Annotated in this window: 25 protein-coding genes, 1 pseudogene and 1 riboswitch; of the genes and pseudogenes, 4 read left to right on the top strand and 22 right to left on the bottom strand. The window is 43.5% G+C overall.

The window, feature by feature from the left end; translation table 11 throughout:
- Positions 1-49: 49 nt before the first annotated feature.
- The 3 genes from DESYODRAFT_RS09410 to DESYODRAFT_RS09400 all read right to left on the bottom strand — a co-directional run bounded on the left by DESYODRAFT_RS09410 (position 50) and on the right by DESYODRAFT_RS09400 (position 2,170).
- Positions 50-1,318, bottom strand: a complete 1,269-nt coding sequence (locus DESYODRAFT_RS09410) for an MFS transporter (protein WP_242833591.1) — start codon at positions 1,316-1,318, stop codon at positions 50-52.
- 7 nt (positions 1,319-1,325) lie between these two features.
- Complete coding sequence (locus tag DESYODRAFT_RS29110) at positions 1,326-1,646, bottom strand: secondary thiamine-phosphate synthase enzyme YjbQ (RefSeq protein ID WP_007782257.1); 321 nt, start codon at positions 1,644-1,646, stop codon at positions 1,326-1,328.
- A gap of 116 nt (positions 1,647-1,762) precedes the next feature.
- Positions 1,763-2,170: a GNAT family N-acetyltransferase gene (locus DESYODRAFT_RS09400; RefSeq protein ID WP_007782254.1), complete on the bottom strand. Its 408-nt coding sequence runs from the start codon at positions 2,168-2,170 to the stop codon at positions 1,763-1,765.
- Positions 2,171-2,367: 197 nt separating this feature from the next.
- Here DESYODRAFT_RS09400 and DESYODRAFT_RS09395 point away from each other — a divergent pair, with 197 nt between their 5' ends.
- Together DESYODRAFT_RS09395 and DESYODRAFT_RS09390 are read left to right on the top strand one after the other, a co-directional pair.
- Positions 2,368-2,727, top strand: coding sequence for a BlaI/MecI/CopY family transcriptional regulator (locus DESYODRAFT_RS09395; protein ID WP_007782253.1), 360 nt, complete (start codon positions 2,368-2,370; stop codon positions 2,725-2,727).
- On the top strand, positions 2,724-5,228 hold the full coding sequence (locus DESYODRAFT_RS09390) for a M56 family metallopeptidase (protein ID WP_007782251.1): 2,505 nt from the start codon (positions 2,724-2,726) through the stop codon (positions 5,226-5,228). The genes DESYODRAFT_RS09395 and DESYODRAFT_RS09390 overlap by 4 nt, the downstream gene beginning before the upstream one ends.
- 370 nt (positions 5,229-5,598) lie before the next feature.
- On the opposite strand, the gene DESYODRAFT_RS09385 is transcribed toward DESYODRAFT_RS09390, so the two are convergent.
- From DESYODRAFT_RS09385 to DESYODRAFT_RS09355, 6 genes are all read right to left on the bottom strand, one after another.
- Entirely contained in the window at positions 5,599-6,510 is a 912-nt protein-coding gene (locus DESYODRAFT_RS09385; protein WP_007782249.1) for a sigma factor regulator N-terminal domain-containing protein, read from the bottom strand.
- Positions 6,473-7,003, bottom strand: a complete 531-nt coding sequence (locus tag DESYODRAFT_RS09380; RefSeq protein WP_207636366.1) for an RNA polymerase sigma factor — start codon at positions 7,001-7,003, stop codon at positions 6,473-6,475. Before DESYODRAFT_RS09380 ends, DESYODRAFT_RS09385 begins: the two co-directional genes overlap by 38 nt.
- A 642-nt stretch (positions 7,004-7,645) precedes the next feature.
- On the bottom strand, positions 7,646-8,440 hold the full coding sequence (locus DESYODRAFT_RS09370; RefSeq protein ID WP_007782244.1) for an immunoglobulin-like domain-containing protein: 795 nt from the start codon (positions 8,438-8,440) through the stop codon (positions 7,646-7,648).
- 245 nt (positions 8,441-8,685) lie between these two features.
- Positions 8,686-9,504: an NAD(+) diphosphatase gene (gene nudC / locus DESYODRAFT_RS09365; RefSeq protein WP_007782242.1), complete on the bottom strand. Its 819-nt coding sequence runs from the start codon at positions 9,502-9,504 to the stop codon at positions 8,686-8,688.
- Positions 9,505-9,651: 147 nt separating this feature from the next.
- Positions 9,652-10,185: a rubrerythrin gene (gene rbr, locus DESYODRAFT_RS09360; protein WP_007782240.1), complete on the bottom strand. Its 534-nt coding sequence runs from the start codon at positions 10,183-10,185 to the stop codon at positions 9,652-9,654.
- 217 nt (positions 10,186-10,402) lie between these two features.
- Entirely contained in the window at positions 10,403-10,810 is a 408-nt protein-coding gene (locus DESYODRAFT_RS09355) for a nuclear transport factor 2 family protein (protein WP_242833589.1), read from the bottom strand.
- Positions 10,811-10,958: 148 nt separating this feature from the next.
- Here DESYODRAFT_RS09355 and DESYODRAFT_RS09350 point away from each other — a divergent pair, with 148 nt between their 5' ends.
- Complete coding sequence (locus DESYODRAFT_RS09350) at positions 10,959-11,666, top strand: VanZ family protein (RefSeq protein ID WP_042339545.1); 708 nt, start codon at positions 10,959-10,961, stop codon at positions 11,664-11,666.
- A 26-nt stretch (positions 11,667-11,692) separates the two neighbouring features.
- On the opposite strand, the gene DESYODRAFT_RS09345 is transcribed toward DESYODRAFT_RS09350, so the two are convergent.
- The 12 genes and pseudogenes from DESYODRAFT_RS09345 to DESYODRAFT_RS09295 all read right to left on the bottom strand — a co-directional run bounded on the left by DESYODRAFT_RS09345 (position 11,693) and on the right by DESYODRAFT_RS09295 (position 23,204).
- Positions 11,693-13,567, bottom strand: a complete 1,875-nt coding sequence (locus DESYODRAFT_RS09345; RefSeq protein ID WP_007782230.1) for an MDR family MFS transporter — start codon at positions 13,565-13,567, stop codon at positions 11,693-11,695.
- A 56-nt stretch (positions 13,568-13,623) separates the two neighbouring features.
- Positions 13,624-14,061: a MarR family winged helix-turn-helix transcriptional regulator gene (locus tag DESYODRAFT_RS09340; protein ID WP_007782228.1), complete on the bottom strand. Its 438-nt coding sequence runs from the start codon at positions 14,059-14,061 to the stop codon at positions 13,624-13,626.
- A gap of 190 nt (positions 14,062-14,251) precedes the next feature.
- Positions 14,252-14,470 (bottom strand): annotated as a pseudogene (locus DESYODRAFT_RS29755) (effector binding domain-containing protein); the annotation flags it as partial.
- 21 nt (positions 14,471-14,491) lie between these two features.
- Entirely contained in the window at positions 14,492-14,692 is a 201-nt protein-coding gene (locus tag DESYODRAFT_RS29750; protein WP_345788211.1) for a GyrI-like domain-containing protein, read from the bottom strand.
- A gap of 67 nt (positions 14,693-14,759) precedes the next feature.
- On the bottom strand, positions 14,760-15,656 hold the full coding sequence (locus DESYODRAFT_RS09330; RefSeq protein WP_007782226.1) for a helix-turn-helix transcriptional regulator: 897 nt from the start codon (positions 15,654-15,656) through the stop codon (positions 14,760-14,762).
- Positions 15,657-16,293: 637 nt separating this feature from the next.
- Complete coding sequence (locus tag DESYODRAFT_RS09325) at positions 16,294-17,352, bottom strand: ABC transporter substrate-binding protein (RefSeq protein WP_007782224.1); 1,059 nt, start codon at positions 17,350-17,352, stop codon at positions 16,294-16,296.
- A 36-nt stretch (positions 17,353-17,388) separates the two neighbouring features.
- Positions 17,389-18,174: an ABC transporter ATP-binding protein gene (locus DESYODRAFT_RS09320; protein ID WP_042339542.1), complete on the bottom strand. Its 786-nt coding sequence runs from the start codon at positions 18,172-18,174 to the stop codon at positions 17,389-17,391.
- Complete coding sequence (locus tag DESYODRAFT_RS09315) at positions 18,171-19,208, bottom strand: FecCD family ABC transporter permease (RefSeq protein ID WP_007782216.1); 1,038 nt, start codon at positions 19,206-19,208, stop codon at positions 18,171-18,173. The genes DESYODRAFT_RS09320 and DESYODRAFT_RS09315 overlap by 4 nt, the downstream gene beginning before the upstream one ends.
- Positions 19,209-19,332: 124 nt before the next feature.
- Positions 19,333-20,628: a molybdopterin molybdotransferase MoeA gene (locus DESYODRAFT_RS09310; RefSeq protein ID WP_007782213.1), complete on the bottom strand. Its 1,296-nt coding sequence runs from the start codon at positions 20,626-20,628 to the stop codon at positions 19,333-19,335.
- A gap of 90 nt (positions 20,629-20,718) precedes the next feature.
- A riboswitch (molybdenum cofactor riboswitch) is annotated at positions 20,719-20,855 on the bottom strand.
- 266 nt (positions 20,856-21,121) lie between these two features.
- The gene (hydA, locus tag DESYODRAFT_RS09305; RefSeq protein WP_007782210.1) at positions 21,122-22,513 is read right to left on the bottom strand and encodes a dihydropyrimidinase; all 1,392 of its coding nucleotides are present in this window, start codon (positions 22,511-22,513) and stop codon (positions 21,122-21,124) included.
- Between the two features lie 260 nt (positions 22,514-22,773).
- Entirely contained in the window at positions 22,774-22,983 is a 210-nt protein-coding gene (locus DESYODRAFT_RS09300; RefSeq protein WP_042338395.1) for a hypothetical protein, read from the bottom strand.
- A gap of 5 nt (positions 22,984-22,988) precedes the next feature.
- The gene (locus tag DESYODRAFT_RS09295) at positions 22,989-23,204 is read right to left on the bottom strand and encodes a sporulation initiation factor Spo0A C-terminal domain-containing protein (RefSeq protein ID WP_007782207.1); all 216 of its coding nucleotides are present in this window, start codon (positions 23,202-23,204) and stop codon (positions 22,989-22,991) included.
- A gap of 151 nt (positions 23,205-23,355) precedes the next feature.
- On the opposite strand from DESYODRAFT_RS09295, the gene DESYODRAFT_RS09290 reads away from it, so the two are divergent.
- Positions 23,356-23,664: a helix-turn-helix domain-containing protein gene (locus DESYODRAFT_RS09290; protein WP_007782204.1), complete on the top strand. Its 309-nt coding sequence runs from the start codon at positions 23,356-23,358 to the stop codon at positions 23,662-23,664.
- 680 nt (positions 23,665-24,344) lie between these two features.
- Here the strand turns inward: DESYODRAFT_RS09290 and DESYODRAFT_RS09285 are convergent.
- Positions 24,345-24,938 (bottom strand): hypothetical protein, encoded by a 594-nt coding sequence (locus DESYODRAFT_RS09285; protein WP_007782202.1) that lies wholly within the window; start codon positions 24,936-24,938, stop codon positions 24,345-24,347.
- Between the last annotated feature and the right edge of the window lie 182 nt (positions 24,939-25,120).

Genomic DNA, 25,120 nt, shown 5'->3' with positions numbered 1-25,120 from the left:
GCCCCAGGAAATGGCTCCGAAAAATGCTCTTTCAGGAATGCAATGTTTTTTAATTATCCGCCTTTTGCGGGAGGACGAGCAGGGCGCTGACCAGCGTAAGCAGCAGGAGTGCGATCCCGGAAACCAAAAACCACAACGATACTCCCCTGCTTTCAGCAACTGGGCCTGCTATGAGTAATCCCAAAGGCATAGTCGCTGAACTAAGGCTTCCGATCAGGGAAAAAGCACGCCCCATCCGCTCTGGGGCGATGGTTTCCTGCAAATAAGCGATATAGGGAATGTTATACAGGTTGCTGCTGGCTCCCAGCAGGGCGCACAATGCCGCGAACACCCAGAACCAGACCATCTCCGCAGGCAGCAGACCGCAGAGCAATGAAGATGTTCCCATGCCCAAAAGTCCCAGATGGATAACCGGAAACTTGTTTTTGATGGTGCCGAACTTTCCTAATAATACGGCGCAGAGCATCATGCCCGCCGCATAACCAAAGTTGACCATGCTGGCATGCCAAGCATCGGCTCGGAAATAGTCACTGGTCATGAGCGGATAATAAGTGGACAGAGGCGCGTAAAAAACCATGCCGAGCAGCGTGGCCGCCGTCACGATAAACAGCTTTCTGTCCTGGCAGATAGCCGCCGCGCCTTCCTTCATTTCATGGAAAAATCGCGGCCTTTGTTTTATCTGCCGCTCCGGGTCGGGTATTTTAACAACTGCCACCGTGGCGCTGGCCACAAGGGCACCCGCAAAATCGGACAGCAATATGATCCAAAGGGGCAGGGCGGCATACATAGCCGCACCCAATACGGGCCCCAACAGAAAGGCGCCCGACTGCATGAACTGGCTCCAGCCGTTGGCGCGCACCAGCTCCTGCTGCGGCACCAGCATGGGTACCGCGGCTTGAATGGCCGGAGTGTGAAACACATTGCCCAGCCCCCTGATGCCCAACACCAAGCAAACCGACCAATAGGGCGGATTGCCAAACAGGAAGAAAAAGGCGAAAACAAGGGCCGCCAGTCCTATAAAAAGGTCTGCCGCTATAATGACGGTTTTTCGCTTGAGGCGGTCGACCCACACCCCTGCAAAGGGGCCGAGAACCAACTGGGGTAAAAAGGCGAATAGGCCCGCGATTGACATCATGATAGGAGACCCCGTTTCAGTGGCCAGCCACCAGATCAGGGAAAACTGCACGGCGGCGCTGCCTATGAGCGATACCGTCTGTCCGCCGGCTATCGTAAGGAAATCACGCTTCCATTTATTCTCTTTGTTTATCTTCATATGCATTTTCTCCAGGTCTTCAGGATTTTTATAGTCTTTCTCCAAACAAATTTCACATAAGGATCTTTACATAACAAGTACGTTCTCGCGGACCGTCAAATTCACAAAAATAAATGCCCTGCCAACGGCCTAAGAGCAATGTTCCCTGATGAACAATGACCGTTTGGGATGCCCCTACAGTGCTTGTTTTCAAGTGCGCAGCGGAATTACCCTCAACTTCCAGGCCAACTTCTTCTCTGACTTCTCTTTGCACACACTCTTCAAATGTTTCCCCTGGTTCTACAAAACCGGCCAAAACGCTATAGAAGTCGCCTTGAAAGCCACTCCCTTTCGCTAATAATAGTTTGCGGTCTCTTGTAATCGCCACTATCATCTAGTTTGTTTTCTGTCCGAGCTCCGCACCAGCTGCAGTACTGATGGGTACGCTCCCAATGTAAATTATCCTTTGGAGACTATTATATTGGCATACACAACAAATTGGAATTCATCTCATTTCCATCCACTACCTTTAAATTGCAAAGGTGTTCCTTCATCCATTATTTCAAACCCATGCTTCTGATAGAAACTTACATTTTTCTTTTCATCAGGTACTACTTCAACGTAAAGAAAATCTTTGTAGTCCTGCAATAAAGAATTCACTAATGTTGAAGCAATTCCATAACCTTGATATTGTGGATTCACCAGTAAACAATCAATCGTTGCCTGCCATACACTATCGTCTAAACCTCGAATAAGCCCAACAAGCTTAATGTCATCCCATGCCGAAACAACTTTGCTGGAATTTTGAAATGCTATTCTCAATTTCGCAGGGAATTTTCCTGAAAACCAATCAACTGATAAGAACAAATCTTCAAGTTGTTCTTCTGTAAAGTCTTTTACACGTTTATATTCAATCATTTTCTTACCCTTTCATCGAATTTCTGTTTGTCTGAGCTAATATTGCAAAAAACTCAAGTAGCCGCATGAAGCCAGGACGTTTTCCGTGTTGACCTTTTCTTATTAGACTTCGATTGGAACAGGCTATTGACACACAAGGTCTATTGCAATAAACTCAAACAAGATCTATCGCGATAGACTCAAGGAGGTTGGCGTATATGGAAAAATTCAAGCTTTTTGATGCCGAGTATAAATTCACAAGTATTATCTGGGACAACGAACCCATCAATTCGACTGAACTTGTCCGACTGTGTGCAGACAAACTCGGATGGAAGAAATCCACCACCTACACAGTTTTGAAAAAGCTCTGCGATCGCGGAATCCTGCAAAATCAAGATGCGCTTGTAACCTCACTTGTCAAACGGGAAGATGTGCAAAAGTACGAGAGTAATGCAGTGGTCGAAAAATCCTTTGATGGCTCTCTTCCGAAATTTCTAACCGCTTTTCTTGGCGAGCGAAAGATTACCGAACAGGAGGCTAAGGAGCTGAAGCAGATTATTGAGGAGGCGGTCAAATGAGCAACATACAAGGAATGTTCACAACCGTTCTGAACATGAGCATCACCGCGTCCTATGTGGCTGGCGGCGTTATTCTTGTTCGAATGCTTTTAAGAAAAGCCCCCAAGATTTTCTCTTATGCCTTATGGGCAGTGGTGCTGTTTCGGCTCATTTTCCCTTTCTCCTTCACTACAGCCTTTAGTTTTTTAGGACTGCTGAATGTGAATTCACAGAACAAAGCGGGTGTGCTGGAATATGTGCCCCCTGATATTGGTTCTATGCCAGCACCTGCACTTCAATCCGATATAGGCAGCTTAGACAGCACAGTGAACTCATCCTTGCCCCAGACTGCACCAATCGCAAGCGTAAACCCTCTGCAGATGTGGATGGATGTTTTTAGCCTTATCTGGCTTGCAGGTATTATTGTGCTGCTTTCCTACAGTGTGCTCTCGTACATAAAAATAAAGAGACAGCTTCTGACCGCTACTCTGGTTAAAGACAATATTTATGAGTCTGATCAGATCGGTACAGCCTTTGTCTGCGGGTTTATTCATCCCAAAATATATGTGCCTGTAAGTGTTAGAGACGCTGACCTTTCCTACATACTGGAACACGAACGCACACACATCCAAAGACGGGACTATCTCATTAAACCCCTTGCTTTTCTCGCCCTTATTCTCCACTGGTTTAATCCGCTTATGTGGTTGTCCTTCGCATTCATGAGCCGGGATATGGAAATGTCTTGTGATGAAAGCGTTCTGCAAAAGATGAACCAGGATGCCAAGGGCGGTTACTCCAATTCCCTACTTTCACTTTCGGTAAAAAGAAACGGACTTTTTGCAGCCAATCCTCTAGCCTTTGGTGAAAGCCATGTAAAGGCAAGGATTAAGAATGTATTGAATTATAAAAAACCTGTATTTTGGGTGGTGATTGCTTCGACCATTGTCTTAATAGGTGCCGGTATAGCACTGCTATCAAATCCCTCTGACAATGAACCGGATTTATCCTTTCTTAATCCTAATAGTATGCTGTCCTGGATAGGCGAACATGAACAGATAAAAATTGAATCATCCGATTATGGCAATACTTTTGTTGCAGGCAGAGAGCTTGGAAAATGGCTGGATATTGCTGAAAATGACTGGAAAAGAAAAAATGTTTCCTCACCTTATGAGCTTTCGCCATCTATTACTATTCATGTGAAGGATGAAACAATCAATGAAATTCGTTTTTTCGAATCTGAGCCTACCCTTGCAATGATAGTATATCAAGATAAATTCAGATATTACATAATTCCAGAGGAGGATTATGTTTCTATGAAAGAGATAGCTGGATCAGGCTATCCCCAGATTCGAAGTATAATATTTACCGAGCATGAGAATGGCAATGATGCCGCATCAGTCACTATTACCGACAGCAAAGCGATCATGCGGATGGCCGTTCTTATGCAAAGCGGCGAGAAGTATAACCCATCCCTGTTTTTCGATTCAACTCAGAACGACATTCCTCCTGTACCTGATTATATTCGGATTAAAATGAGTGGGGATGAAACATACCATTCCTATTTTCTCTACACGGAGGATGAAAAAAATTACTACATAGATAGGCCCTATGACCATATCAACAAAATCGACTTTACCACTGTGCAAGAAATCATCACTATCTTTACAGATGCCGGAAACACTCCGCAACATCAGACCGGTTTTGATGTTGCAAGTAATTTGGCTATCATTATGTCGTCGCCAAAGACTTCTTCAAATCCCCAGGATTATATTAATGCTCATAAAAATGAGTATGAAAACTTCATGAAATATGGCGGAGAAGATACCCTGCAATACATGCTGACCCAGTTTGAAGCCGGCAATGCCGAAGGACTGCGCGGGCAGATTATGATGCAGCTGTGCAAGGAACTTTTGGGGAAGCAAAATAACGTTAGCGACAAATCCCTGTCTCCACAGGAATGGTACGATGCCCTGTCCATCCGCCAGGAGATCATGCTTCCAAATTATAAGTATGATGGTGAGAATCCAATTGAAAAACTTGTCTATGCTACGGAAATCGAGAAAAATTCAGATTCTAAAAGAGGAGGGTTCATGGTTGTCGCGCCGAAACTTTTTGGAAGCTATGAGGAAAAAGATCTGCTAAAGGTCTTTGTAACCACTTATAGTGCGAGGTATAAGCTTTTTGGCAACGCTTTATCAGAAGAAGGAGGCAGCATTATCCCGGCGGCAATCACCTACCGCAAAGATGATAGCGGCAAGTATATCCTGGAGAAATACGAGCAAGCAAGAGATGGCTCGGAATTTGGTCCATCCATCAGGAACTTTTGCACAATGCCGACGTCAGGTAAAGAAATTCCAGGTCTTGCGGACAATATCTTTAAGCATGACTATGAAGATATTCGCAGCCTGCTGTATGATAACCTGTTTAAGCATTTAAAGAACAATGATATTACCGAAGCCACACTTACCAATTCACAAGGTGTAATTAAATTCTCCATGAGCAATCCGCAATACAAACCGTGAATTCGAAAAAAAATTCTGTATGCCCAGACCCCGCAAATCAATACGGGAATCGAGGTCCTTGATCATGCAGTAAACACCACGCTGCCTGTTTCTGTCCTCGGGGCCAGTGTGAACCCGATGCCATATATGCACCTCCAATTAGCTTTCGGGACTAGGTTTTTGTTTAATGATGTCACAAAAATTTCCATATAGCTATGACTTTACCACTCAAAATCCTCAGGATAATTAACGTAAGATTATCCGCCATGCTTCCAAAGGTCAGTTTATAATAACGGGTGGTTATACTCCGAGAATATACACCGCTTTTATCTCCCCACATTTCGCCGTAAGGAAGCAAGGAGACCAAAAATTAATCCGGTCTCTTGTTTAATTATTTATCCGGCTTAATATAAGGGACAATTTGTGCAGTAGCACCTACAGAGGCCCCCCGAATAAACTCCTGATTTTCTAAGGCTTTAAAATTTTCGGTTTGGCCGGTGAGCATTGCTCCTAAAATTTTCACTTCATCAAACGGTTTATTTTTATTTAGATTTAAAAACTCCTGGATTGTTTCGTTATAACCATGTTCATCATATTTTTCAAGTGCCGCAATAAAACTGTCATATGCTTCTTTCGGTGAATCAGATGAGTCAAACCCATAAACTTGCATGCCAGTAGGTCCCTTACTTTCATCTACAACTGGTGATGCCATATACAACCATACGATGTTTAAATTATCGGGAATTCTTGCTTGAATTTCTTGCAATGTATAAGGCTGATCGAAAGAAATCGCCACTTCTGCAACGTGATTTTCCATTTGTGAAATTTCCCCTAGTTCATTTTGTACACCATTGTGGTACTCTTGAATAGATGGATGATAAAATGTTGCTACTTTATTCTTTGTTTGTTTATCATACTCATAGAACTCCGTATCAGACCAATAAGATCCCGGTATTAACTCGTTGTGATCAATACGGGTGCCAAGCCAATCATACGAACTTGTAAGTGTGCTCCATTGTACTAAATAGCCATTAATATTTTTAGAACGATTCGTCACAATGTTGCCGCCAAACATAGATGAATTACTTATTACTTGAGAATCAATTTGAATATTGGGTTCAGCAATAGCGTTGTGTAGAAACAACTGCTCATGAAGTCTTGTCGAACTTTTCGCTGCAAAGTAATTGCCAGTTTTATAAAGGATCGGTAAAAGAACAAGTACAACGATAATTGCAATAATAACGGTTTTTAGTAATTGTTTTAGTTTAGCTTTTTGCAAAGAATCTTTTAACGAAGTCTCCATTAACGTTTCCTCCTATTTTTGAATGAATAAACAAACGTGCACGATATAATTTTTGCTTTACACTGTTAACCTTAATCTCTAAAATAGACGCAATTTCTTCATGAGAAAAATCATAGTAGTACTTTAAAAAGAAAATTTCTTTGTATTCTTTTTTGATGTCTTTTAACAAGCAAAAAATCTCATCCTTATTTAAAATGGCCTCAAACTCGTGGTCTGACTGTTGCAGCTTAGAATAAATTTCCTCGGTTAAGTAGATGTTCTGCTGCTCTTTTTTCCTTTTCAAGTCAATGTATTCATTGAGTGCTACTCTAAAAAACCACGGGCGTATATTGTTCTCTGTTAGATCATCTAACAGAGTATACACTTTGTAAAAGGTGTTTTGAATTATATCTTCTGCGTCTTCCTTTTTGGCTCCTTTGGCCAGTAATAGCCGAAACACCTCCTCCCCCAAATTGATAAGGTAGGAGGCTAGGATATTTTCCTTTTTCATCATTTATCCTCCCTCTACTTATACAACGATTAAGTAATAGTAAATGTATACGCCTAAATGAACATGTACCTAAAATTTTAGCCAGTAAAGTTAGTCAATAATATCTATACTCTCTACAATACTCATGAACAAGGATAAGATGGTGATGACAGTTCTACCCCTGTTTCTTTTGAGATTAAGCCATGCTAAATGATGTTCAATACTTGTTATCTTTTTACTTTTGTTAATTTTTCTTGTCAAGGTTGCCGGTGGGTAAGCCTATCTTTTTTAAAAGTGACCTTATCCACCCTCGGTGCATTTACGTAAAGATCCTGTAAAATAGCTGTTTAACCACCATGAAGGCAGACAGCTATATCTGCTGTCTGCCTTTCTTTAAATATTATAGTCCAAATTTAGTCTTATAGACACAGGCTTTTATTTGAGTCTATTTGATATTTTTGATTCTTTTTATTAACCTTTGCTATTTGATAGCAATCATCCTCTTTTTTCGCCCGTTCAGCTGCGTAATCCGTAAAGAGATCAAGCTGTTCATAGTTGTCCGTCTTTTGAACGGTTAGCTCATAAACGACATAATTCGCTGTGATATTGATTCTTCTGATCAAAAGGTTTTTATCAACGATGGACCCTTTTAGTCTCTTTCAAATCCTAAATATTACCAAGCTCAAATCTAATCCATTTTTCATTCATATAGATATCAATACTACGTTCATCAACAAACTGGTATCCATACTCACTGCCAAAATTAGATTGATTATCTTGAGTAGGTTTTTCAAAAGGCTCTACTGTTGACGTTACTTTCCCATCCATGACCCCGCACCTTGCTTTGATATCACTTTCTTTGCCGGTATCTAAATATAGCTTCCCTTTAATCATTACCATTGGGACTAAGTCAGCTAATTCCGTCCGCTCATCAACTGAAAACTCCGCTGCCAAATAGTATTTTTCATAATCTCCCGTACCTCGAAAATCCAATATATCCTTTACTATGCGATATTCACCATGATCCGGCTTCCCATAGAGCCAGCTCCAATCAACTTTCCATTCCCCATTCCCACCTGCAGCCAAATCATAACCAATACTATGAAATCCGTAGTTATCAATAATGGCTGGAACCTGATACCATCTTTCGTTGACTTTCTTCTCCAGTAAGAAATAATCCCCGTAGATACACTGCTTGTCTGAACTATTCGCAAAGGTTAAAGTCAAGCCAGTAGAAAATTCGGTCCCTTCCTTTACTCTCATTGTTACACCATCTAAGTTGTTGACGATTTCATAGGCGGTAGTCTCCCAGTCAGTTGTTTCAAAAGATTGACCGGAATCAGTTTTGATTACAGTATTATTTGTCCCTTCGGTTAAGGTTCCATTAGAGCTTTCGCATCCTGACAAGAGGGTTAAGCCTATAGCCACTATGCATGATAACAAACAAGAATACTTCTTCATCTTAAAATCACCTCAACTTGTTAGACGCTAGTTAGTAGTCTGATCTTGCTCTATCACATAAGTTTAAAATAAATGAAAAAGTACTGAACAATTTTTCTATAGACTGATCTTTATTCCCAACAACAATTGGAGCACATTGTATTGACAAATGCCTGGTTATCAAATGGTATCAAAAAAGATCCTTATTTTTGTCCATAAAGTTTATATGAACAATAGTATGAGAGTATAGCCCCTACTTGTTTTTATCATATAGAGCTTGTCTCCTCACTTTTCACCCTTTCTATAAACCAATCGATTAAGCTCCGGGCTATGCTTCCGGTTCTAGGTATCAGCGGAAGCTGATCGGCGTCAAACCATCCGGCATTCAAGATTTCCTTTTCATCAATAGTTATGTCCCCACCGGCATATTCGGCTGTAAAACCAACCATCAGAGAATCTGGGAAGGGCCAAGGCTGGCTGCCAAAATATCCAATATTCTCAACTTCCAGGCCCACTTCTTCTCTGACTTCTCTTTGCACACACTCTTCAAATGTTTCCCCCGGTTCTACAAACCCAGCCAAGACGCTATAGAAGTCGGCTTGAAAGCCACTCCCCTTCGCTAATAATAGTTTGCGGTCTTTTGTAATCGCCACTATAATTGCCGGAGAAATCCTTGGATAGTTTACAAGCCCACATGCTGGACAAAGCTTAGCCCTTTCATCGATTTTATTTTCTGTCCGGGCTCCGCACCGGCTGCAGTACTGATGGGTACGATCCCAATGTAAAATTTGACAGGCTTTACCTGCTAAGAAAAACAAAGCATCCGGGATCTTGCCAAGTAAACGACGCAAGTCGCAAAATACCATAGTTTCCGGAGCAGCAATCTCCGGGGTAAGTTCCGCGGCATAATAAGAACGCCCCTCCACCTGGCCCAGGAATTGACTACGGACCAGCTTCTTGCTTAATTTATAAAAATCAATATCTGGTAACGTAAATTCCAGCACTTTATCTTCTGAAATGAGAATTTTATTTCCTTTAAACAACAACCAACGTGCCATTGAATCCCCATCAACTTTGCTCAACACTAGACATCCTCTTTTCTTATGAGCAGCTAACTTCACAGTTCTCTTTACCGCAATATTTGTTCCACCATAAATATTTCTTCTTAAGAATGAAAATTACCTTTATAGTTTAAAAAATAAAAAAACGCCCCTGTAGGGGCGTCACTCATCCTAATAGTTTTCTCCTCGAACCTCAAAATATGCTCTGAGATGTTCACAGACCGGACATATCTCAGGTGCTTCTCTTCCCTCGTGAATATGACCGCAGTTTCTGCATTTCCAATAAACCTTGCCATCTTTTTTAAAGACTTTGCCCTCTTCCAGGTTCTCTAAAAGCTGCTTATAACGTTCCTCGTGTTCTTTTTCGATTTTTGCCACGTGTTCAAATAACTTGGCAATATGCTCTAACCCTTCCTCCCGGGCTTCAGCAGCCATTCTCGGATACATCTCAGTCCATTCGCTGTTTTCTCCGGCTGCCGCCGCTTTCATATTTTCAATAGTATTTGAAATACCGCCAAGTTCTCTGAACCAAATTTTAGCATGTTCCTTCTCATTTTCAGCCGTTTCCAAGAAAAATGAACTAATTTGCTCATACCCTTCTTTTTTGGCTACGGATGCAAAGTAGGTATACTTATTGCGGGCTTGAGATTCTCCTATAAAAGCTTCCCATAAATTTTTTTCCGTTTTTGAACTAAACTCCTCCATAAGATATCCTCCCTCTTGTAATAGATTATTAAAAAAAGTGCTTTTAGATATTTTATAATTATTTCCAGTTTAAATCAATTAAAATTTATTTAATTCCTCAACAAATTTCACAACATTTGCTAACTGCGCTATGACCTCAATAAAAAACAGGCAATCACTTCCTCCGCGAATTTCCCGCCTTCGTTGATCCACGGGCTGTGAATCATTGAACCCTCCATTAAAGAAAGTTTTCGAAGCAATCATAATTTCGTTGCTCTACAATTTTACTATCTCTGAACTCAAAAAATTGGGCAAAATATGCTTTCATTTCATCACCGGCTTTCAGCTTTCCTAATGGAATTGCTAACCTGCCAGTCCAAATCGCTTCAATAACAACTGTATCTCCACAAGAATATGCTTTTATAATCTCGTAATTTTGAAATGAAATAACCTGCTGTCCTTTTATTGATGCATCTTTTATAGCATCCAGGTTTCTCTCAACAATCTTTTTTGTTAATAAATTAGGATACTCAATTTGATTTGCGGATTCATCATAAAAATTATTAAGTTCCTCTCCTGTTTTTCCTTCACTTACTGCCTTAATAAATTCGATTGCCAATTCAACATTTTTGTTTTCCACTTTCATCCCCCTTTTCTCAACCTTGGAATTCCATCATATTCCTTGAGACACTACTGCATCTTAACCATATCTTAAGGTTTAATTAAGACATTTCTTTTTTAAATATCCTATAATAAATAAGTTAATGACAACGGAGGTGAATTTAGTGATCATTATGATTTTAAGGTTTATTATAGTGACAATTACATGGTTTATTAGTGCTTTGCCATTCTTGATTCCCTACCATATACTACTGACCTCTCAAAGCAAAAAGATTGGCTATAAACTGTCAATTGAACATATTCTAGCCGTATATGTCTTTGTGTACTACCTTACCGGTGTGCTAAGTTTTACCGGCATTCCTTCCATAATGGATATTGTTCATAACAGCTTTGGAATAATAACACCAAAAGGGTTGAATTTTCCACCGGATGAGATTAATCTGATTCTATTTCGCTGGCTTACAGAGGGTGTTCGCCCCTATATAGAAAATATCCTGCTTTTTATCCCGCTTGGCTTTATGCTTCCATGTATTTGGAAAAGGTATGAAGGGTTATGGCAAACAGCATTATCCGGTATTACCTTCTCTCTTATCATAGAATTGAGTCAATTATTCAATCGAAGAATAACGGATATTGATGATTTACTGATGAATACTCTCGGAGCGTTAATGGGCTGGGTGATTTTCAGGCTGCTGAAAGACCATTTAGCAAAATTACAGGTCAAGGTTTCCGTCCAAAGTACCAAAATTGAAAAATTTCCCTTGCTCCTTCGTAAAGAGGCATGGTTTTATATGGTCATCGCATTCGCCGGTATGTTCTTTGTGTTTTACCCATTTTTAAGATCTTTGCTTTACCCACTTGTAAGATCTGTATTCATTTAACAAAAGGACAAATTAAAACAATCTCCTCAGCCTGTTTTGTGCTCAGTGTTAAATGGCAGCCGTTTCATCAAGTAACGCATGGTATCGCCCCTGCTGATTGTTCCCACAAGAACATCATTTTGCGTTACGGGTATTTTCCTCAGCTTGTGTTCGTAAAATAGCCGGCAGACCTCCGCTAAGGAGGTACTGAGTTCCACCGTTATCGTGTGCTTTGTTGCGATTTCCAGTACGTTTCTTTGCAAAAGCTCCCTGGCTTTGGACATAAACTCTTCATTGTCCGGTAACACAAGAGAAAATGATTCTCCGACAACATGCACATCTTGTTTTGCCATATAGCGCAGAACATCCCCATCCGACACATAGCCGATAATGTGCCTGCTATTGTCGATGACAGGCAACCCGCTTGTGCGGTATTCGATGAATTTTTCGATCACCCGTTCAATTGAATCGCCGGACGATAGCGTGTAAGGGTTCGAGTGCATCGCCGCATCAAGCTCTGATGCAGTTTCGCTTTCAGAAATAACCTGGGTCTTCTTGCGGTCTTTTACCTTAACAATAACCAGCACAAGACCGATAACAGCAATGGCAATGCTGAGATAAAACGCGGCATGAATTCCGATTAACTGCGACCTTGCAGAATTATCAACAGCGTACAAATTTGTGGCAAGTGACATGGTCGATACCATAAGGGCAACACCAAAAGTGGAAGCAACTTGACGCATAGCGCTTGACACCGCGTTTCCGTGATGCAGAATCTCATCCGGCAGATTGCTGATTGACCAAATGTTAATCGGCGTATTGGCAATCATCAACCCAAAAGAACGGGCACAGTAAACAATAATCATTATTATAATTGGAGTTTCCAGCCCCCACATTGCCATTCCCAGGGAACCGAGTGACAACAAGGCTACTCCTGCAATCGAAAGGTAGCGCGCCCCGAATTTATCGTGTAAATTACCCGCAAAATATCCCCCAATTGCGCCTAAGATTGAACCGGGAACCATAATCAATCCTGAAATTGTAGCCGAAAACCCACGTACAGTTTGAACATAGATAGGAAGGGTGAGGGACACTGCCGCAAGGGACGCTGATATTAGCATAGAAATCACAATTCCATAGAGGAACTGTTTGTCAAAAAGCACCCGAAGCTCTAAAAATGGCTCTGTAAGTTTAAGCTGACGGCGGGCAAAAACAAGAAGTATCCCGGCACCCAGGGCAATCAGCACGACTGCGGCAGGCAGTGTTTCAACCTTACCGAACATAGTAAAGCCGTAAAGCAGACAAAAAAGCCCTAATGACGACTCCGTGACTGATAGTTTATCAAGAGAAACCTGTTTTGTCTTGCCGAAATTTTTCATCGCAAATGCCGCAATAAGTATGATGATTGCCGCTAACACCGCCATAATTAGAAACATAACGTGCCAGCCTGCCATATCTGTAAGAATGCCCGAAATTGCGGGACCCATGGCGGGCGCGAACATTATCACAAAGTTATACATTCCCATTGCGCTGCCGCGCTTTCCGTGGGGAAAAATGAGGAGCAGCACAGTCATTGACATTGGCAGCATAACGCCCGCACATATGGCTTGCAATATCCGTCCGGCCAGCAGAACAGGAAAGTTGATCCCCCAAGCCGCAAGCAGGCTGCCGGCAAAAAATAAACCGAAAACGGCGATGAATAGTTTCCTTGTAGAAAATCTATCCATTAAAAACGCTGAAACAGCCACGACAATGGCGTTTACCAAAGTAAAGCCGGAAACGAGCCACTGCGCAGTGGTCGCGTTTATCTTCAGTTCAGCCATAACTGAGGGGATAGCCGGATTCATCAGCGTTTGGTTCAGCACCGATAAAAAAGCGCCACAGATCAAGACAATGACTGTGGCTTTTTGTTCTTTTTCCATATTGTATTGATTCCTTTCAGTTCCGAATTGGCAGTATTGCGATAGATTTATTAAAACTATTCCAATAAATAGCTGCGCAAACGCTCCACATATAATTTTGCAGCCGCAAGCATAGCTGTACTCTGGTTTTCATCCAAACTTTCCATTGCTTTGCTCTCGGCATTTTTAATCGTTTGAATCACTTCAAAGGCAAAGGCCCGGCCTTTGTCTGTAAAATGAATAACCTTTTGCCTCCTGTCGGAATCAAGCTCGACCATTCTAATTGCCCCGTGATGCAGCAAACCTGTCACGATAGCGTTGACCGTCTGTTTGGGAAGAAAGGTGTATTCACAAATGGTCCTTTGCGTACAATTCCCATCGTGTTCAAAGATAATTCGGAGTGCCGATAATGTACTGTAAGAAACTCCAAGACTTTTCGCATACGCTTCATATTGGGCATTGAGTTTAAAGTAAATGCGCAAATACTCATTCGCATCCGTTTCTGATTTAGTCATAGCTGTTCTCCTTATTTAGTCCCGTTTCAATATAGTCCTAAACGGGACTATTATAGAGTACTATGAAACTATTATGAAGTCAAGAAAGGAGAATAGCAGCAAAAATCTAATACGCGAAAAAGGGAAAAATGAAGGGGATTTTTATGAAAATTAAACAACAACACACCTGCTTCAGCAGGTGTGTTGTTGTTTAATTCAGAGCGATGTAAATATCAATGTCCGCATTCTCCCAGTCGCTGTTGAGGTATTCTTCAAAATCTGCGGCATAGCTTCTGTCCAGGTCCATTTTCCAAGTTTCTCCCCAAGCGTCGGCGACAGCCTTGACCATGTTCCCATGTACGGAAAATTTGGCATATCTTCCGGCCGGAATGATCTTTACGGCCAGCCCTTCGTTCTCTGCTTGGGATACCTCATGGCCTGCTGTTACGCACTATCCGTTGTTTGAATAATCGGAGTAGAGCCCAATGGCATACTCGTTGAGCTTATTTTTGATTGAGGCGCTCACGCCGCCTTGATAAAGTTTTTCCCAGAGCCCTCCTATAACTTCGTTCATTTTAGGGTCGTCGTTACCGGTGACTGCCTTGACCCCTACTACAATTTTTTGTGCTAAATGGACCATTGTATAATCCATCGGATAACCTCCCCATCCCTTAATGAGGCAATTATAGCTTAGATAATAAGACAACTGTATGTCATATTTAATAATAATTGTCCAAGGCTTTTTCAAGCTGCGCCTTGACTTGATTGCGAATATCCTCCGGTTCCAGAACCACGCAATGACTGCCGAAGGTAGCAATGTAATAAAAGATCCATTCGTTTTTGGGACAGGTGATTTCTGCCCTAAAGCTTCCGTCCGGCTGCCGCTCAAACTGATCAAACTCATCGTATACCCTGTAGGCAACTTGAGACGAAAGTTTGAGTTTTATGGTCACAGTTTCTTGGGGAAAGGGATTCTTTTCCTCAAAAACTCTGGCCGGAGAATGGCGCTGGAAATTTTCTTCCTCAATATGAAGCTTTTTTATCCGTTTTAATTTAAAAAAACGAACGTCGCGTTTTGTCCTGCAGTAGGCATACAAGTACCAGGCGCTGCCCCTAAAGCATAACTTTAAAGGCTCGGCCTCACGCGCCGATTCCTGTCCTTGGGCATTGGCATAAGTAAAGGAAACGATTTTTTTGGCTAATATGGCGAACTTTAAGGTATTGAAGGTTTGAGTTTCTTCCCTGGGGTTGGCCCAAGTAGAAAAATCCACCTCAATCCAATCGCTGCTCGATTCGCCGAACAAGCTGCCGAGTTTATTTAAGGCAGTGTTTGTTTCAGTTAAGCTTACGGCTTTTAAAGCTCTTAATGAAGACAAGATATCTTCTTTTTCCCGCTCGGTTAAAACCGTTTTATTGAGTATAAAACCGGGAAGCAAGAAAATTCCCCCGCCTTTCCCTTTGCGCATATAAACCGGAATACCTGCGGCGGACAGGATCTCGACATCGCGATAGATGGTTCTGGGCGAAACTTCAAAACGCTCTGCCAGTTCCTTAGACGTTGCCGTTTTTTTGTCAAGCAGGATATAGAGGATTTCAAATAAGCGATTAATCTGCACTTGCGTTCACCCAACAAAATGTTTAGTTTTTGGAAATTCAGATTTGTTACCCAATCAGTTCTCTTTCGAGGCTCTGAATTCCTCTCTAGAAGTGGCGTCCTTCTCAAGTTTTGCCTGTTTACGATGACAAATCTGGTCCTCAGTTCATTGCTCACCTATATCTGACCTTACTTGAAAACGCTATTTAGCTTCGTCATAGACGCTTTGTGACGCCAAACACGTCCTCGAAGCCAGTCGAACACGATCTGAGCCTTGAGGGCCGGATTATTCAGGCCGCAGTGGACATCGCCACCCTCTTCCGCAGTGATCATCCAGCTGGGCAGGCTTTTACCATCACCAATCTCGATTTCGAGATACTCGATTACTCTTTTTTTAGTTGGATGTCAAGAAATTGCGAATAACCGCCATGTAGGATTATCACTGATATGAAAAGAGGCCCTGTAATATCCAGAGTCTCTATAATCACTATAATAATTACCTGAGCAAGTGCGGCACATCAAGTGCCTATTCCGCCGGTTTGCTGTCTGTTCAATTTGCAGCATTATTCCTCGCTATCCAAGCCGCACCAGCAATAATTTTACCGTTCTTTAAAAGTTATACCGTCAAATCCCTTGGCACCTGACCTTACCGCCCGCCATTAGCCGTCAATAATATCCTTGATCTGCTCCTCGGTCAAATTCACATGGTAGAAGGTGCGATAAAAATCACCGAAACGCTGAACCAGATTAATGTCGGCAAACTCATCCGGATAGAACTTTTGGGCAGCCCACAAAATGAGCAGAGGCTGTTCGGAGGTCCAGTTGCCCATGAGATGGCAGCCGACCGGCGTGTTAAAGACCTGCTTGTTCTTTACCGCTTTCACATCAGCCCACAGCGGGTCAGCGTAGATCGCAGGTACGTTGGCAGCGAGCATTTCGATGATAACGTCGGGATTGGCCTTCCACACGGCCTCCATATCCATCCCCACCTGGGACAGGGTCGCCTGATCCGCCGTACAGCTGACACCGCCGGCAGCCGGAATCCACCACTCACTGACCGTATTGGGCCTCAGCATCCGCGCTTTGTCAAAGTACAGAACCCGGGTTCTTTTATCCTGTGGTATCGCGGCAACTCTGTCCTGAACCAGTTTAAGGGTGTCATCCAGGTAGTTCAGGTACTGCGCGGCCACATCCTTCTTGTCAAACACCTCGCCCATAATTCTGTAAATATCACGGAAAGAATTAAAATCGGTCAGCTTAATGCCGACCACGGTCAGCCCCTTATCGGCCAGAACCTTGGCCATATCCTCGGAATTGACAAAACACACATCCGGTTTCAAGGCCATTAACTGCTCCGCATTGACATCACCGCTGGCATTGCTCATCACTGTCGGGGCCTCTTTAACCTGCGGGGCAAACACAAAATCGAATTTATACGTTTCCGGGGCAAAACCGGCGGGCAAACCGTTACACACCTTGCTCTGTTCCCCGAAGGCCGAAACAAAGCTTAAATAAACCGGGAACGAACTGGTCAGGGCGACGCTTTTGATCTCAGCCGGCAATTTTACCTCGCGTCCGAAACTGTCCACCACCGTCCGCGTCGCCGCCGGGGCGTCCTGAGAAGTCGTCTTAGGGGTCTCGCCGCATCCGGCCAGGGACAGCAGCAGACACATACAGAGCACCAGGACGACGGTCAATTTTCTCTTGGTTGTTTTCATTTTCAATCTCCTCACTTTTTATTGTTTGCTCTCATTTTAGGCATTGGCCAAGGGGACGCAGTCTTTGACCGGATTACCCCGGTTATCCAAAACAGAAGTGATGCGCGAATCAACGCCGTAAGCATCCTTGATATTTTGTTCGGTAATAATTTCGTCGCTGCTGCCAATCCGGATTTCCCGGTTCCGTTGGATCAATAAGACTGTGGCCTGGCAAATAAAGGCATGATTGGGAAAATGGGTGGTCATCACAATACAAAGTCCTTGCCCGGCCAAGCGTTTGATCTCTTCCAGCACCTTGATTTGATTGCCGAAGTCCAGGTTGGAGGTGGGTTCATCCAAAACCATAATCTTGGGCTGCTGGGCCAGGGCGCGGGCAATCATCACCATTTGCCGCTCCCCGCCGCTGATCTGGGTATAGATCTGATCGGCCAGGTCAGTGATATGCAGCGCTTCCAGGGCCTGATCCACGATGGCCTCATCCCGTTTTCCCGGCGAGGAAAAGCGTCCGATATGCGCCGTCCTGCCCGTTGACACCACCTCCCGGACCGTGAAAGGAAACGGGGGCGTATGATACTGGGGAACATAGGCTACCAGCCGGGCAATCTCGCCGATGGACAGCTTATCCTGCGGCCGTCCGTCCAGCAATATCCGTCCGGACTGAAGCTTGATGATTCCTAAAATCGCCTTGAACAGCGTTGTTTTGCCGACCCCGTTCGGTCCGAGCAGGCATAAGATCTGGCCGCTGTCCGCCGAGAAGCTGACATTTTCCAGCACCTGCTTTTGGCCATAGCCGCAGGATAGGTTTTTTACTTCTAACATCATAGCCATCCTTTCCTCCCCCGCAGCAGAAGATAGAGAAAAAACGGAGCGCCAATGACCGAGGTCAAAATGCTCAGGGGAATTTCCGAGGTAATCAGGCTCCGGGCAATGTCGTCCACCACCAGCAGAAAGGCTCCCCCCAGCAGGCAGGATGCCGGAATCAGGCGCTTATAATTAGGGCCGACGATCATTCGCGCCAAATGGGGGATAACCAGGCCGACCCAGCTGATCATGCCGCCGGTGGCGACGCAGGCCGCCGTGATCATCGTGGCGCACAGGATGATAATAATCCGCAGGCGTTTCGGGTTGATCCCCAACATCCGGGCTTCCTCATCGCCAAAGGACAGGGTATTTATCCGCCAGCGCAGCAAAAACAGCGGAATCCCGCCAATGAGAATCGGCACTAAAAGCAGCGGGATTTTCGAAACAACCACGGAGGAAAGGCCGCCCATCAGCCAAAACGTAATGGCAGGCAAGGTATTATTGGGATCGGCCAGGTACTTAATCAGGGAAATAAAGGCCTGGAACAGGGAACTGACCACCATTCCCGTCAGGACCAGCGACAGAACGTTATTGCTGTCGCGGCTGATAACGGAAGAAATGCCGAAAGACAAAAACACTGCGATGATGCCGAAGAAAAATGAGGTGACTTGAATTTCAAAATAGCTGAAGGAAAACAGGATGGCAACCGCCGCGCCGAAACCCGCCCCGGCCGAGGCTCCCAGCAGATCCGGCGACACCATGGGGTTGCGGAAAATACCCTGATAGGCAGCGCCGGCTACAGACAGCCCGCTGCCGATCAGCACCGCTACCAGAATACGCGGCAGCCGCGCCTGAAAAACCACATTTTTTAAGGTCACATCCACCGTCGACCCGGTAATGGGAGAAAAAAAGGTGGTGATGACTTCTTGGAGGCTCAAGGTATACCGGCCTAAAGTAAAGGAAAACACAATAATAAGGAACAAGACGACGCCCATACCCAGCAAAATCAGCGGCTGCTTGGCCTGCTTTTTGGGCTCCACACGCTTACCTATCAATCTAACTTCTCCTTCAAACTCGTAATCCTATTTAATATTTCGTCAGTAACGATCTCATCATTATTTCTTACCTTTTCCAGAGGATCGGCAATTTTGGGAAAAAATCGTTTTCGGCGGCAAATCACTAAGTATTAGAAGGAATCGTCCGCTCATTGACAAGCAATTTAGCTTTGATCCTCCTGCCTTTCCGGTACTGATCCAGATCGCCTGTAACGGAGACCGAGGCATTGGCCCCGATAAAGTTTTCAACCGTCTCGTCCATACGTCCTACCAGCCCTGCGCTGTATCCGCCAGGGGTCCCGCGCACATGAACGCGCGGCTCCCAAATACTGGACCCGCCGCCCCGCGGGGGAAAATCATCCTCCAAAACCGCCTCTATCACCGGCCGTTCATACAAAAGGCAGCCCATGTACCATTCAATAACCGGCGGCAGGAAATATTCCGTCATAATGATAGCAGCGTGAGGCGGGCCGGGAATGCCCAGCAGCGGTTTCCCCTCAATTTGTGCCAAGAGCAGATTTTTGCCGCCGGGACTAAGCTGCACCCCATGACAGGCAATTTGTCCCATTTTCCGTACGGCCTCAAGAGTGTAGTCTTCGTAGTTGGCTTCCCCTTTACCAACGCCCCCGATTACCACTAAAATGTCGCAGCCCGGCAGCGCCTTTTGAATGGCCGCCTCGATAGCTTCTCCCCCATCGGCCACAATGGGGAAAACCGTGCTTTGGACGCCGCACTGGGCAGCGATGGCTTGGATATAGACGCTGTCACTCTCAATGCACTGACCCGCCGCAGGTACGGTGCCCGGCGGCACCAGATCATCCCCTATGGGAATAATGGAAATTTTAGGCCGGCATTTCACGGAAACCAAGGTGTGGCCGGTGTACTGCATGAGGGCCAGATGAGAGGGGGACAGCTTTTCGCCGGCACCGGCCAGTTGTTCCCCCTGCCCCACATAGGTACCCTTGATTTTGACACTTTGATACTGCACCGGAAGTTCCAGCAAGGTGGCCGTTCCGTCGGAGTTGATTTTGCACTGCTCTCCATGGACAATAGAGTCAAATTCCTCCGGTAGGGCGGACCCCATGGGGCAGTGGTGAAAATCCCCGGGCTGTAAAATTCGCCTTCCCGTCTCAAAGGCAGCTTTGCTCTTTTCAAAATGGATCGCAATACCATCATGCGCGGCGCAAGTGGCCACTGGTACACCCACTTTGGCGAAAACATCTTCGGCCAGCACCCGGCCCAATCCCTGCGCCAGAGGGATGCACTCCGCCTTCTCTCCGCGCAGGGGTATTTTCCCCAGCCAAAGTTCCAGTGCTTCGTCTACCGTAGGCACAGGAACGATCTTTTTTACGCAATGACAGGAGCAGTCGTTGCATACCTCTGTGCAGGGTTTGGGTGGTATGATTACACTTTTTTCCATGAAGAACCTAAAACTCCTTTCTGACGCAAAGTGATAATAAAAATAAAAAAAACTTCACTGAAAAGCAGTGAAGTTTTTTTTCATACGAAATAAACCCCCACGTTCACTCCTTTTCAAAGTCGGAAGGCATATTCGTTTCCAAACATACCCTGAGAACATTATCTGTTCTGGCCGGTGTCCATGGGCGAAACCTTTAGGACCATCCCGGCTTGGAGTAACTATGTTGTTTGTAACTACTATGTAACATAGACTTATAAACATCGTAACATAGACTTATAAACATCATGAAACATAGACCTATATAAATACTATATCATAAACTTTTGCACCATTCTATAACGTAAACTAACAAAACACAACAGGAACAAAAACACTTTTAATTTTTTCCTAACAACGCGATGGATTTGTAAATATCCGGATTGTGCCTTACAGTTAGCCAGCATAACGTCACATATATACCTGCATTCTTTAGGAAGTTGGGCTAATTGAATGTCTATCTTATATTTCTGAGTATAGGCAGGTTTCGTTTGATGAATTTTCCCGATCCTTTTTCCCCTAAAAAGCATCCTTCCTTGGCGACGATTTTTCCACGGGATATTGTCATATATGGATAGCCTCGTAGAGAGATACCCTCATAAGGGGTATAATCAACATTTTCATGCAGCATGCCGTGGGTAAGAGTCAGTTCGACTGAGGGATCAACAATCAAAATATCGCCGTCACTGCCTTTTTCCAAGGTTCCTTTACGGGGATATAACCCGAATAATTTCGCCGGATTTGTTGACGTGATCTCTACATAGCGCTGCGCATCAATTCTTCCCGCCGACACACCTTCCGAGAACAAAAGTGCCATGCGCGGCTCGACTCCAGGTGCCCCGTTAGGTGTCTTGGCAAAATTGTCCTTTCCTAATTGTTTTTCACCTTTCAGGAAAAATGGGCAGTGGTCCGTTGCAACGGTTTGAATGCTGCCATCCTGCAGACCCAGCCACAGAGCCTGGTTGTCCTTCGTCGTGCGGAGCGGGGGACTCATAATATATTTCAGACCGGCATCGCCGGGTTCGCGGTAGCGGCTTTCATCTAAGACTAGATATTGAGGGCAGGTTTCGGCAAAAAGGTTTTTCTGCCCCCTCTGCCGTGCCTGACGGATATAATCCAAGCCCATTTCACAAGACAAATGTACAATGTACAGCGGCGCGTCGTCCGCCACATGAGCAAAAAGAATCAGACGGTTTATTGCTTCCGCCTCACTTTCTACCGGATGGCTTACCGCATGGTAGATTGGTGAAGTTTTTCCCTGTTCGATTAATAACTCTTTCAGACAACCCACCATATCATGGTTTTCAGGATGAACCGTCAGCATAATTCCCAATTCTTTTGCTTTTCTCATGAGCAGGAAAAATTCCCGGTCCGTTAGTTTCTGCCCGTAGGTAAGGTAAAACTTGTGGCTGGTAATCCCTTCGCCAACAAGCTCCTCTACTTCCTTCAAAATAGCGTCATCCACATGTCCAATGACCCCATGGAATGAATAGTCAATGACCGCTTTACCTTCGGCAAGGGTGTGATAATGGTCCAATTGATGCCGGATACTGCAGCCTTCAGGGCCAAAGGCCAAGTGGTCAACAATGGTTGTGGTGCCGCCGCATGCGGCCGCCACTGTTCCGGTATAAAAATCATCGGTAGCCCGTGCGATTCCCACATCTAAATCCATGTGCGTGTGCACATCAATTCCGCCGGGCATGACCAGCATGCCCCCGGCGTTAACAATTTCCTCGTTGCTTTCCGGTATAAGATTGGCTGCTATTTCTGTAATAATGCCGTCCTTAATTCGCAAATCAGCTTTTATTGAAGATTTGTCTGTAATAATGGTTCCATTTTGGATTAGCAATTTTCAGTACCTCCGTATAATTGGATTTTAATTCTGCCTGCACAAGTTTAAGCAGAAGTTTGAATCTTAGCATATTCCTCTCTTCCTGATTTTTCATATTGTATATAGTAATTTTAGCGACACATGATGTCAAGTAAGCAGCTTAAGTCGGGCGGCCGCCGATTCATTGCTCCCCCTTTTGGCAGCTCTTCAATTTGAACTTTCCTAAATGCAGCGTACGCTCCGGTATCCGGCGAAGGCGAGAAGTCCCTCTATCCTGCTTATCCGAGAATCATACGCGCGTACAAATCTCGGACAGGCCGGGCTAGGCTCCCCGCAAAAGCTAAACGTATGTCACGGCCGCGGACCAAAACCTTCTCTGAAAAGGATTCGGCACTCCAGGATGGGAATTCCTGAGCACCGAACTCTGCATTGCCCGAGCCGGCCCACTCTTCCAATGCCATCTCATCACCAGTATGCCAGGTCTTCATAATACCTATCTTTTTATTTTATGGGCTAATGATTTTATAAACTCTTCTGTAGTAGGGATTCCAGCCTTACTCGATATACTTTCCTGAATAATCTTTTCACTCTCTGATTTATCAATTTTTTTGTAGACATGGTCAATAGCCGCTTGCATTTCTCTTTTAACTTCAGCAACAGTTACGCCATGCTCTTTGGCAATTTTTCGATATATATTTCTCATATTCATGTTAGCTTACCACCTTTCACACCATTTAACATTGTACTTCTTTTATTTTGCAACTTCATAAATTGTATGTCAACCAAAATAAGACTTTAGATGTTGCGAATAACAAGTTATTAAAATGTACAATATTGTATACAAGGCGGTGATCACCAATATGTATGAGAAATATTTATCCGAGCGAATTGCAAAACTGAGAACAATGAAAAAAGTTTCCGCTCGTGATATGAGTCTTTCCATTGGACAAAATGAGAATTATATTAATCATATTGAGAATGGGAAATCCATGCCCTCTATGCAAGTATTCTTTTATATCTGTGAGTACTTCAACATCTCCCCTAAGGAATTCTTTGATGAGGGGACAAGCAATCCTCCTTTAATAAAAGCGGTCATTGACGACTTAAATCGATTGGACGAAAAGCAAATAACGAACATTCACGAGCTAATCAAAGGGTTAAAAAAGTAGTCTTATAACATCGTTGGCCTCATTACTTTAGGTCAACAGACCTCTACACAGTCTCCAGTTTAAAAAATCGACGATTTTGAGATGACTAAAATATTAGTCAGACCTCAAAACCGCCGATTTTTTAATCAACTCATTTAAGCTGCTGGTGATTCCGGAAAAAATCCTGCTAAAGATCTGATTCTGGATGAATGGCTCATTCGCTGCCTCACCCCGCAGGAGTCCTATGATCTATTGGAAATTGTGGAGGCTACTCCATGATGATTTCCAGAGCTGATTTAGATAGCACTTATGCTGAGTAGTTCCGAGGCTCTCATCATGCAGAGCAGGCGAAACAGGAAATCCTGGCTTATTCTCTGAAGAACCGGATGAGCTGCATTGTTGGACAGACAGGACATCTATGAGCAGTCAAGAAAGATCATTGCACACTGGGCTAACGATCTGCTTATAAAACATTTACGGTCTGTCGGAGGGTGCTCCCATCTTCCGGCAGACTGAGTTCGGAGTACGGCTCGTCCTTGGAGGTGTGGCTCTTGCTCCGGCATGGTGGCTACTTTACCGTGCAGATGTGGCTCTCAGGCTTACGCTTGAATTACAAAATCAATTGGACAAAAAGCAAATAACAAACATTCACGAGCCTCCAGTTTAAAAATTGACTCATTTAGTGAATATACTCCGGGTTATTAATTCAAGCCCTTATCTTTTAAAATAACTGACTGCCCTTTATAATCCATCATTTTTCTTGCGCTTTTTCTGTATGATTGAAAAGTGGAATATAGAAAGGAATAATAAAATATTGGAACCCCAATACCTAAATACATTAGAACGTCTCCACATTGTAATTCAATTGAAAACATATTAATATTATTATTAATCGAAGAATTATTATTAACATAAACTCCTAAAATAAAAATAAGTAAAGGAATGGGAGAAAAATATTTTAATAAATCTAATTTTGTTTTTTGAATTTCAGTCAAGGTCTCTGCCCAAATAGCAAGTTGTTCCATTTTAGCATAAGATTGTTCTTCACTATAAATAAAATCAAAGTGATTTGAAAAATCTTTTAGCTCCCTATATCTTCTGTAGCCGAGATAAAGAACAATTAAAAAATAGATAGTCCAACAATAACTTGTAAAAATAATTTCACTTAATTTAGGAAAAAACTCTTTGCCAATAAAATAAACCATAATTATTAAAATAAAATTCGAAATTATATGATAAAATGCTTGTCTGATAAAATATTTGTTCTCCATTCTATCCAAATTAGGGTTTCGCATAAATCGATAATACTCCGTCCTTAATAATAATATAGAGCTCAAAATTTCTTAACTTCCCTAAACTATTCCACATTCTTTGAAATTTCCTGCAAAAATATAAAACCTTCCTCTATTACCCATAAGAAATCTTGGCGATTTAATAAAAGTTGTGCAAAATATAAAAACTATATAGATAAAGTACA

Origin of the sequence: Desulfosporosinus youngiae DSM 17734 (assembly GCF_000244895.1) — a bacterium.
GTDB classification, from domain to species: Bacteria; Bacillota; Desulfitobacteriia; order Desulfitobacteriales; family Desulfitobacteriaceae; genus Desulfosporosinus; species Desulfosporosinus youngiae.
This window is presented reverse-complemented; position numbering and strand designations above follow the sequence as displayed.

Bases quoted from the DNA above. Each gene is read 5' to 3' on its own strand.
- DESYODRAFT_RS09390 (WP_007782251.1), top strand. From the start codon at position 2,724: ATGAGCAACATACAAGGAATGTTCACAACCGTTCTGAACATGAGCATC.
- DESYODRAFT_RS09285 (WP_007782202.1), bottom strand. From the start codon at position 24,938: ATGCGAAACCCTAATTTGGATAGAATGGAGAACAAATATTTTATCAGA.
- DESYODRAFT_RS09310 (WP_007782213.1), bottom strand. From the start codon at position 20,628: ATGGAAAAAAGTGTAATCATACCACCCAAACCCTGCACAGAGGTATGC.
- DESYODRAFT_RS09325 (WP_007782224.1), bottom strand. From the start codon at position 17,352: ATGAAAACAACCAAGAGAAAATTGACCGTCGTCCTGGTGCTCTGTATG.
- DESYODRAFT_RS09395 (WP_007782253.1), top strand. From the start codon at position 2,368: ATGGAAAAATTCAAGCTTTTTGATGCCGAGTATAAATTCACAAGTATT.
- DESYODRAFT_RS09400 (WP_007782254.1), bottom strand. From the start codon at position 2,170: ATGATTGAATATAAACGTGTAAAAGACTTTACAGAAGAACAACTTGAA.
- DESYODRAFT_RS09350 (WP_042339545.1), top strand. From the start codon at position 10,959: ATGATTTTAAGGTTTATTATAGTGACAATTACATGGTTTATTAGTGCT.
- DESYODRAFT_RS29110 (WP_007782257.1), bottom strand. From the start codon at position 1,646: ATGATAGTGGCGATTACAAGAGACCGCAAACTATTATTAGCGAAAGGG.
- DESYODRAFT_RS09320 (WP_042339542.1), bottom strand. From the start codon at position 18,174: ATGATGTTAGAAGTAAAAAACCTATCCTGCGGCTATGGCCAAAAGCAG.
- DESYODRAFT_RS09385 (WP_007782249.1), bottom strand. From the start codon at position 6,510: ATGGAGACTTCGTTAAAAGATTCTTTGCAAAAAGCTAAACTAAAACAA.
- DESYODRAFT_RS09345 (WP_007782230.1), bottom strand. From the start codon at position 13,567: ATGGAAAAAGAACAAAAAGCCACAGTCATTGTCTTGATCTGTGGCGCT.
- DESYODRAFT_RS09370 (WP_007782244.1), bottom strand. From the start codon at position 8,440: ATGAAGAAGTATTCTTGTTTGTTATCATGCATAGTGGCTATAGGCTTA.
- DESYODRAFT_RS29750 (WP_345788211.1), bottom strand. From the start codon at position 14,692: ATGGATTATACAATGGTCCATTTAGCACAAAAAATTGTAGTAGGGGTC.
- DESYODRAFT_RS09340 (WP_007782228.1), bottom strand. From the start codon at position 14,061: ATGACTAAATCAGAAACGGATGCGAATGAGTATTTGCGCATTTACTTT.
- DESYODRAFT_RS09380 (WP_207636366.1), bottom strand. From the start codon at position 7,003: ATGATGAAAAAGGAAAATATCCTAGCCTCCTACCTTATCAATTTGGGG.
- DESYODRAFT_RS09355 (WP_242833589.1), bottom strand. From the start codon at position 10,810: ATGAAAGTGGAAAACAAAAATGTTGAATTGGCAATCGAATTTATTAAG.
- DESYODRAFT_RS09300 (WP_042338395.1), bottom strand. From the start codon at position 22,983: ATGAAGACCTGGCATACTGGTGATGAGATGGCATTGGAAGAGTGGGCC.
- DESYODRAFT_RS09295 (WP_007782207.1), bottom strand. From the start codon at position 23,204: ATGAATATGAGAAATATATATCGAAAAATTGCCAAAGAGCATGGCGTA.
- rbr (WP_007782240.1), bottom strand. From the start codon at position 10,185: ATGGAGGAGTTTAGTTCAAAAACGGAAAAAAATTTATGGGAAGCTTTT.
- DESYODRAFT_RS09290 (WP_007782204.1), top strand. From the start codon at position 23,356: ATGTATGAGAAATATTTATCCGAGCGAATTGCAAAACTGAGAACAATG.